General features: G+C 69.9%; 8 protein-coding genes. 2 read left to right on the plus strand and 6 right to left on the minus strand.

Going from position 1 to position 6,173, the window contains the following annotated elements:
- Positions 1-68: 68 nt before the first annotated feature.
- The 4 genes from LI92_RS01755 to pyrR are packed head-to-tail and all read right to left on the minus strand — an operon-like array spanning position 69 to position 3,437.
- Positions 69-587 carry a PH-like domain-containing protein gene (locus tag LI92_RS01755; protein ID WP_046315238.1) on the minus strand — a complete coding sequence of 173 codons (519 nt, stop codon included), beginning with the start codon at positions 585-587 and terminating at the stop codon, positions 69-71.
- Positions 584-1,876 (minus strand): dihydroorotase, encoded by a 1,293-nt coding sequence (locus tag LI92_RS01760; RefSeq protein WP_046315239.1) that lies wholly within the window; start codon positions 1,874-1,876, stop codon positions 584-586. Before LI92_RS01760 ends, LI92_RS01755 begins: the two co-directional genes overlap by 4 nt.
- The gene (locus LI92_RS01765) at positions 1,873-2,868 is read right to left on the minus strand and encodes an aspartate carbamoyltransferase catalytic subunit (protein WP_046315242.1); all 996 of its coding nucleotides are present in this window, start codon (positions 2,866-2,868) and stop codon (positions 1,873-1,875) included. Before LI92_RS01765 ends, LI92_RS01760 begins: the two co-directional genes overlap by 4 nt.
- A complete protein-coding gene (gene pyrR / locus LI92_RS01770) occupies positions 2,865-3,437 on the minus strand; it encodes a bifunctional pyr operon transcriptional regulator/uracil phosphoribosyltransferase PyrR (protein ID WP_046315244.1) in 573 nt (190 codons plus the stop codon). Before pyrR ends, LI92_RS01765 begins: the two co-directional genes overlap by 4 nt.
- Positions 3,438-3,593: 156 nt before the next feature.
- Between pyrR and LI92_RS01775 the strand changes: the two genes are divergently transcribed.
- Together LI92_RS01775 and LI92_RS01780 are read left to right on the plus strand one after the other, a co-directional pair.
- Positions 3,594-3,923 carry a DUF7199 family protein gene (locus LI92_RS01775; RefSeq protein ID WP_052740675.1) on the plus strand — a complete coding sequence of 110 codons (330 nt, stop codon included), beginning with the start codon at positions 3,594-3,596 and terminating at the stop codon, positions 3,921-3,923.
- A gap of 95 nt (positions 3,924-4,018) precedes the next feature.
- On the plus strand, positions 4,019-5,221 hold the full coding sequence (locus tag LI92_RS01780; protein ID WP_046315245.1) for a serine hydrolase domain-containing protein: 1,203 nt from the start codon (positions 4,019-4,021) through the stop codon (positions 5,219-5,221).
- A gap of 7 nt (positions 5,222-5,228) precedes the next feature.
- Here the strand turns inward: LI92_RS01780 and LI92_RS01785 are convergent, their stop codons facing one another.
- Both LI92_RS01785 and LI92_RS01790 read right to left on the minus strand, forming a co-directional pair.
- Positions 5,229-5,867 (minus strand): FMN-dependent NADH-azoreductase, encoded by a 639-nt coding sequence (locus LI92_RS01785; protein WP_046315247.1) that lies wholly within the window; start codon positions 5,865-5,867, stop codon positions 5,229-5,231.
- 2 nt (positions 5,868-5,869) lie between these two features.
- On the minus strand, positions 5,870-6,173 hold a 304-nt coding region (locus LI92_RS01790), incomplete at its 5' end, for an acyl-CoA dehydrogenase (protein ID WP_046315250.1).

Raw genomic sequence — 6,173 nt, forward strand, 5'->3', positions numbered from 1 at the left:
CCTGTTCATCACTACGTCCCCGTCGCCGGCTCCCAGCCGGGGGTGCCCCCATCTCAGCGGCGCACGCATCACTCGTCTTCTTCTGTCCAGCGGCGGTGTTCGGCGCGGTCGTCCGCGCGGAATCCGGTGTCGATCTCGGTACCCGACGGCAGCCGCCAGCGGATCGCCAGCACGCCGTCGTCAGGCCGGTGGGGCAACGCCGGTATGGTGCGCCCGGCGATGCCGCGCTCGGTCCGCACCGCGATCACCGTGTCCTGGGGGATCCAGATGGGCCGGGCGCCGCTGCGCTGCACCATGATCCCCTCGGGGTAGCGGGTCAGCACCGCCTTGGTGCGGTAGCCGAGGTCGCCGGCCACCACCCGGTCGTTCCATTTGGGGGCCAGGGTGCAGCCCAGGTACTGCCCGCGGGTGGCGGCCACGGTGGGCGAACCCACCGTGTCGGGCACCGACGGCAGCGAGCCGATCAAGGCGTCCTGCAGCTGGCCGCGGTGACGCCAGCCGCGCATCATCAGCCGGATCACCACGCCGATCAGGACCACCAGCACAAAAGCGAAGACCAGCGAACCGATCAACGTGGGGGTGTTCATGCCGGGCTCTTCCCGTCCCGGGCGGTGATCCGGCCCCGCAGCAGGGTGGCGGTGACGGTCGCGGGCAGGGCCATCTCCTCGTAAGGAGTGTTGGCCGAGCGACTGGCCAGCTCTGCGCCGGCGACCACCCAGGTGCTGTCGGGATCGACCACCGTGAGGTTGGCCGGCTCGCCCACTTCCAGGGGACGGCCCTGATCGGGCAGACCGACGATCTGCGCAGGCCGCTCGCTCATCACCCGGGCGACGCCGCGCCAGGTCATCAGGCCGGTCTGCACCATCGTGGCCACCACGACTGACAGCGCGGTCTGCAGGCCCAGCATGCCGGGCCGGGCCACCGCGAACTCACAGTTCTTCTCGTGTTCGGCGTGCGGTGCGTGGTCGGTGGCCACGCAGTCGATGGTCCCGTCGGCCAGCGCCTGCCGCAGGGCGAGAGCATCCGAGGCCTCCCGCAGCGGCGGGTTGACCCGGTTGCGGCCGTCGTAGTCGGCCAGCCGGCTGTCGTCGAGCATCAGATGGTGCGGGGTGACCTCGGCGGTCACCGAGATGCCCTGTCCCTTTGCCCATTTGAGCAGTTCCACTGTGCCGGCCGTGGAGGCGTGGCAGATGTGCAGTCGGGCACCGGCGTCGCGGGCCAGCAAGGCGTCCCGGGCCACGATCGACTCCTCGGCGACACGCGGCCAGCCGGCCAGCCCCAGCCGTGCGGCGTTGGGTCCCTCGTGGGCCACCGAGCCGACGGTCAGCCGGGGCTCCTCGGCGTGCTGGGCGATCAGCACCCCCAGGCCGGTCGCGTACTCCAGCGCGCGGCGCATCACCAACGGGTCGGCTACGCAGACACCGTCGTCGGAGAACATCCGCACTCCGGCGACGCCGGCCGCCATCATGCCCATCTCGGTCAGTTGTGTGCCGCCGAGACCGACGGTCACCGCACCCACGGGATGCACGTCGACCAGGCCGATCTGTTGGCCCCGTTGCCAGACGTGGTCGGTGACCACCGGCGAATCGGCGACGGGATCGGTGTTGGCCATCGCGAACACGGCGGTGTAGCCGCCCAGAGCCGCTGCCGCCGAGCCGGTTTCGATGTCTTCGGCGTACTCGCGGCCCGGTTCGCGCAGGTGGGTGTGCAAGTCGACGAAACCGGGCAGCAACACCTGACCCGGCGCGTCGATGACCTCGCAGCCGTCCGGCGCCGACAGGTCCGGACCGATCGCGGCGATCTGGCCGCCCTGCACCAAGACGTCCACCTGGTCGCCTTCGCCGTAACACCGCACGCCGCGGATCAGCACGCTCACGGCGCCCCCTCCCCTGCCGAGCCGGCCTGCACTGCGGGCCCCACCGTCTCGTTACCCACCAACAGGTGGAACAACACCGCCATCCGCACGTGTACCCCGTTGGACACCTGTTGCAGCACCGCCGATTGCGAAGAGTCCGCCACCGAGGAGGAGATCTCCATGCCGCGCAGCATCGGGCCGGGGTGCAGGACCGCGGCGTGGTCGCCCAGCAGCGCGCGGCGCTTCTCGCTCAATCCGTAGCGCACCGAATACTCCCGCGCCGAGGGGAAGAATCCGCCGGTCATCCGCTCGGCCTGCACCCGCAGCATCAGTACCGCGTCGGCGGCGGGCAGCTCGGCGTCCAGGTCGTGACTGACCGTCACCGGCCAGTCGGCCACCCCCACCGGCAGCAGCGTGGGCGGCGCCACCAACACCACCTCGGCGCCCAGGGTGGACAGTAGGCGCACGTTGGAACGGGCCACCCGGCTGTGCACGATGTCACCGACGATGACGATGCGACGTCCCTCGATTCCGCCGAGGCGCTGCCGCAGGGTCAGCGCGTCCAGCAACGCCTGGGTGGGATGCTCGTGGGTGCCGTCACCGGCGTTGATCACCGCCGGGCCGGTCGCACCGGCGCCCGGGGCGCCGGCGGTCCACTCCGAGAGCAGGTGCGCCGCACCCGAGGACGGGTGGCGGATGATCAGCGCGTCGGCACCGGCGGCCCGCAACGTCAACGCGGTGTCGCGCAGCGACTCCCCCTTGTTGACCGAGGATCCCGACGCAGAGACGTTGATCACGTCGGCGCTCATCCACTTGCCGGCCACCTCGAAGGAGACCCGGGTCCGGGTGGAGTTCTCGTAGAACATGGTGATCACGGTGCGCCCGCGCAGGGTGGGCAGCTTCTTGACCTCGCGGCCGACAAGCGCCTCGGCGAAGCGGTCCGCGTCGTCGAGGATGGCGGTGGCCTCGTCGCGGCTCAGGTCGGCAGCGGCCAGCAGGTGCCGGGTACTCATCGACTGATCACCACCTGATCGCGGCCGTCGTGTTCGGCCAGCAGCACATGCACGCTTTCGCCGCGCGCGGTCGGCACGTTCTTGCCGACGTAGTCGGCGCGCACCGGCAGTTCGCGGTGGCCCCGGTCCACCAGCACCGCCAGCTGCACCAGGCGCGGCCGCCCCACGTCGCGCAGCGCGTCCAGCGCGGCCCGCACCGAGCGGCCGGCGAACAGCACGTCATCGACCAGGATCACGCAGGCATCGTCGATGCCGCCCGCCGGGATCGAGGTGGGCTCCAGTGCCCGCGGGGGCTGCCGCATCAAATCGTCGCGGTACAACGTGATGTCCAGCGCGCCGTAGCCGACATCCACCCCGCAGAACTCGCTGATCTTCCCGGCCAGCCGTTGGGCCAGGATCACGCCTCGGGTGGGTATGCCCAACAGCACCACCCGCGGGGCATCGGGCCTGTCGGGGTCGTCGAGAGCGGTCTTCTCGATGATCTGATGTGCGATACGAGAAATGGTGCGACCCACATCCGCCGGGGACATCAATTCCCGGTCGGTGCTGGAATTACCGGCAGCGCCCATGCGGAACCGCAGGACCTCCTTCTCCGCCTCACAGGACGGATCATTAAAGGGGCTTTGTCGAGACTACGTCTCCGCAATCTCGGGTTTCGAGGGTAACAGCCTGTCCGGTGTGAAGGTAACCACACACGGCCGAGGGAGAGCACGACCGTCGAAACCGTGCTTAGGTTCATCGCAGACCACGGCCTGAGCCTGGACTACACCGAGACCCAAGAGGACCGTCAGATGGTGAGAGCAGTCGCCGCCCTGGTGCTGACGGCCGGGGGGCTGGCGCTGATGCCGGTCCCGCACGCCGAGGCCGTGCCTTGCGTGCACCGAGGCAGGCAGCACGTTGCCCAACACGCCAACGGCAACGTCGACGCGGACTCCCGATGGCACGTCCTACGGGGCGAGGCTCCGACGTGCGATACCGGCGGAGGCTCCCAGAGCACCGAGGACACCTGGCAGCGTCGCCAGCAGGACATCGACCGGGAGCGTCACGGCTGGTGACACAAAGCGCACTCCGGCCCTCCGCACATGTACCGAGGTGCGTGCCACGACTGCGGGGACTGCGCAGCGGCCGGCTCCGCCGCTAACCTGTCCGGGTGAATCTCGATCCCAACCAGGCATCCCTGCGCGAAGCGTGCGACACCGGCTTACTCGCCGGTGTGGTGACACTGGTCTGGCAACGCGGCTCAGTGCTACAGGTCAACGAGATCGGGTATCGCGACGTCCGGGCCGGACTGCCGATGACCCGCGACACCATCTTCCGGATCGCCTCCATGACCAAGCCGGTCACCGTCGCCGCGGTGATGACCCTGGTGGACGAGGGCCGGCTCGCGCTCGCCGACCCCATCGCCCACTGGCTGCCGGAGTTTTCCGCGCCCCGGGTGCTGAACGACCCTGCCGGTTCGCTCGAGGCGACCACCGCGGCGCGCCGAGCGCTCACCGTCGAAGATCTGATGACGCACCGCTGCGGCATCGGCTACGGGTTCTCGGTGCCCGGCCCGATCGCCCGGGAGTACCAGCGGTTGCCCTTCGGTCGCGGCCCCGAGGCCTGGCTGGCGGATCTGGCCGCGCTGCCCCTGGTGGATCAGCCCGGTGAGCGGGTGACCTACGGTCACGGCACCGACGTGCTGGGCGTGCTGCTGTCGCGGGTCGAGGGCAAGCCGCTGCCGCAGGTGCTCGAGGAGCGGATTCTGGGACCGCTGGGTATGACCGACACCGGTTTCTGCGTGACTCCGCAGGCGCGCGGACGCGGTGCCACCATGTACAGCCTGGACGGCGATGTGCTGCGCGACGACGCGATGGGGCCGATGCCCATCCGCATGCCGGCGTTTCCCAATGCCGGCGGCGGTCTGATGTCCACCGCCGACGACTACCTGGCGTTCGCCCGGATGTTGTTGGCCGACGGCGTGTACGAGGGCACTCGGGTGCTGTCGGCGAAATCGGCGCAGGCGATGCGCACCGACCGGCTCACCGCCGAGCAGAAGCGACACTCGTTCCTGGGGGCGCCGTTCTGGGTCGGACGCGGGTTCGGGCTGAACCTGTCGGTGGTCTCCGACCCGGCGAAATCGCAGCCGCTGTTCGGACCCGGCGGGGCGGGGGCGTTCGGCTGGCCGGGCGCCTACGGAACCTGGTGGCAGGCCGATCCGTCCGCCGACCTGATCCTGATCTACCTGGTCCAGAACTCCCCGACGCTGTCGCCGGAGGCGGCGGCCGCCATCGCCGGCAATACGTCGGTCGCCAAACTGCGGGTCGCCCAGCCGAAGTTCGTCCGCAGGACCTACGCGGCGCTGGGTCTGTGACGCTGCCTCAGGCGGCGCCGCCGGCCAGCCGTGCGCCCGCACGCCGGGCCGAGTCGAGGGCGGCTTCGCGCATCTGGGCGCGCTCCTCGGCGGTCCACCGCGTGGTCGGCTCCACCACCAGTGTCTCGACGGTGTAGCCGAGCATGGTGAACACGTACTCGAGGTAGGGCCGCTGAAAGTCCTGCAGGTCGGCACGGTTGCCGTCGTAGGCGCTGGAGCGGGTCAAGATGAGTTGCACCGGTTTGCCGGCGCCCAGCGTCCCCACGTGCTCGCCGCGCTCGTTGAGCGTGAAGCTCGCCATGGGTTGCACGATGATGTCGATCCACGCCTTGAGGGCGTGCGGCACATGCCAATTCCACATCGGTGAGGAGATCACCAGCCGGTCGAACCGGCGGACGCGGTCGATCTCGGCCAGCACGTCCGACCAGATCTGCTGCTGCTCCGGCGTCCGACGTTCGCCGTAGAGGGGGGCGAACTTGGCGAACGCGGCCTCCCGCCCGAACACCAGCATCTCATCGCTCCAGACCGAGAACCGCTCGACCTCGCCGACCGCGGCGCCGGGTGCGGCCTGCAAGAAGGCCTCGGCCAGCGCCGAGGACAGCGAATGTTCCCCCTTCGGGCTCGCCTGCACCCACAACGTCTTCATCGTCAGATCATCGCGATCGGCGATATCTTCACGCCCGCCTCGAGCGCGCCGGCCAGCTCACGCGCCACGTCATAGTCGAACACCACGTGTCCGCAGATGACGTCGACGTCGCGTTTGGCGCGCTGCATCGGGTTGGTGACGAACTGGGCGCTGGCCCCGGAGGCTTCGAGCAGATCGGCGATCACGGCGCGGGATTCGTGCACGATGTGAGCGGCGGTCGCGCGCGCGTCGGCACGCGCGGCACGGCTGATCCGCTCCCTGGCGTCCACGGCGTCCTGAATCCGGCCGACGGTGTCGTCGAGCAGC

Origin of the sequence: Mycobacterium sp. UM_Kg1 (genome assembly GCF_000972925.1) — a bacterium.
Lineage (GTDB): Bacteria > Actinomycetota > Actinomycetes > Mycobacteriales > Mycobacteriaceae > Mycobacterium > Mycobacterium hiberniae.

Bases quoted from the DNA above. Each gene is read 5' to 3' on its own strand.
- LI92_RS01755 (WP_046315238.1), bottom strand. From the start codon at position 587: ATGAACACCCCCACGTTGATCGGTTCGCTGGTCTTCGCTTTTGTGCTG.
- LI92_RS01765 (WP_046315242.1), bottom strand. From the start codon at position 2,868: ATGAGTACCCGGCACCTGCTGGCCGCTGCCGACCTGAGCCGCGACGAG.
- pyrR (WP_046315244.1), bottom strand. From the start codon at position 3,437: ATGGGCGCTGCCGGTAATTCCAGCACCGACCGGGAATTGATGTCCCCG.
- LI92_RS01785 (WP_046315247.1), bottom strand. From the start codon at position 5,867: ATGAAGACGTTGTGGGTGCAGGCGAGCCCGAAGGGGGAACATTCGCTG.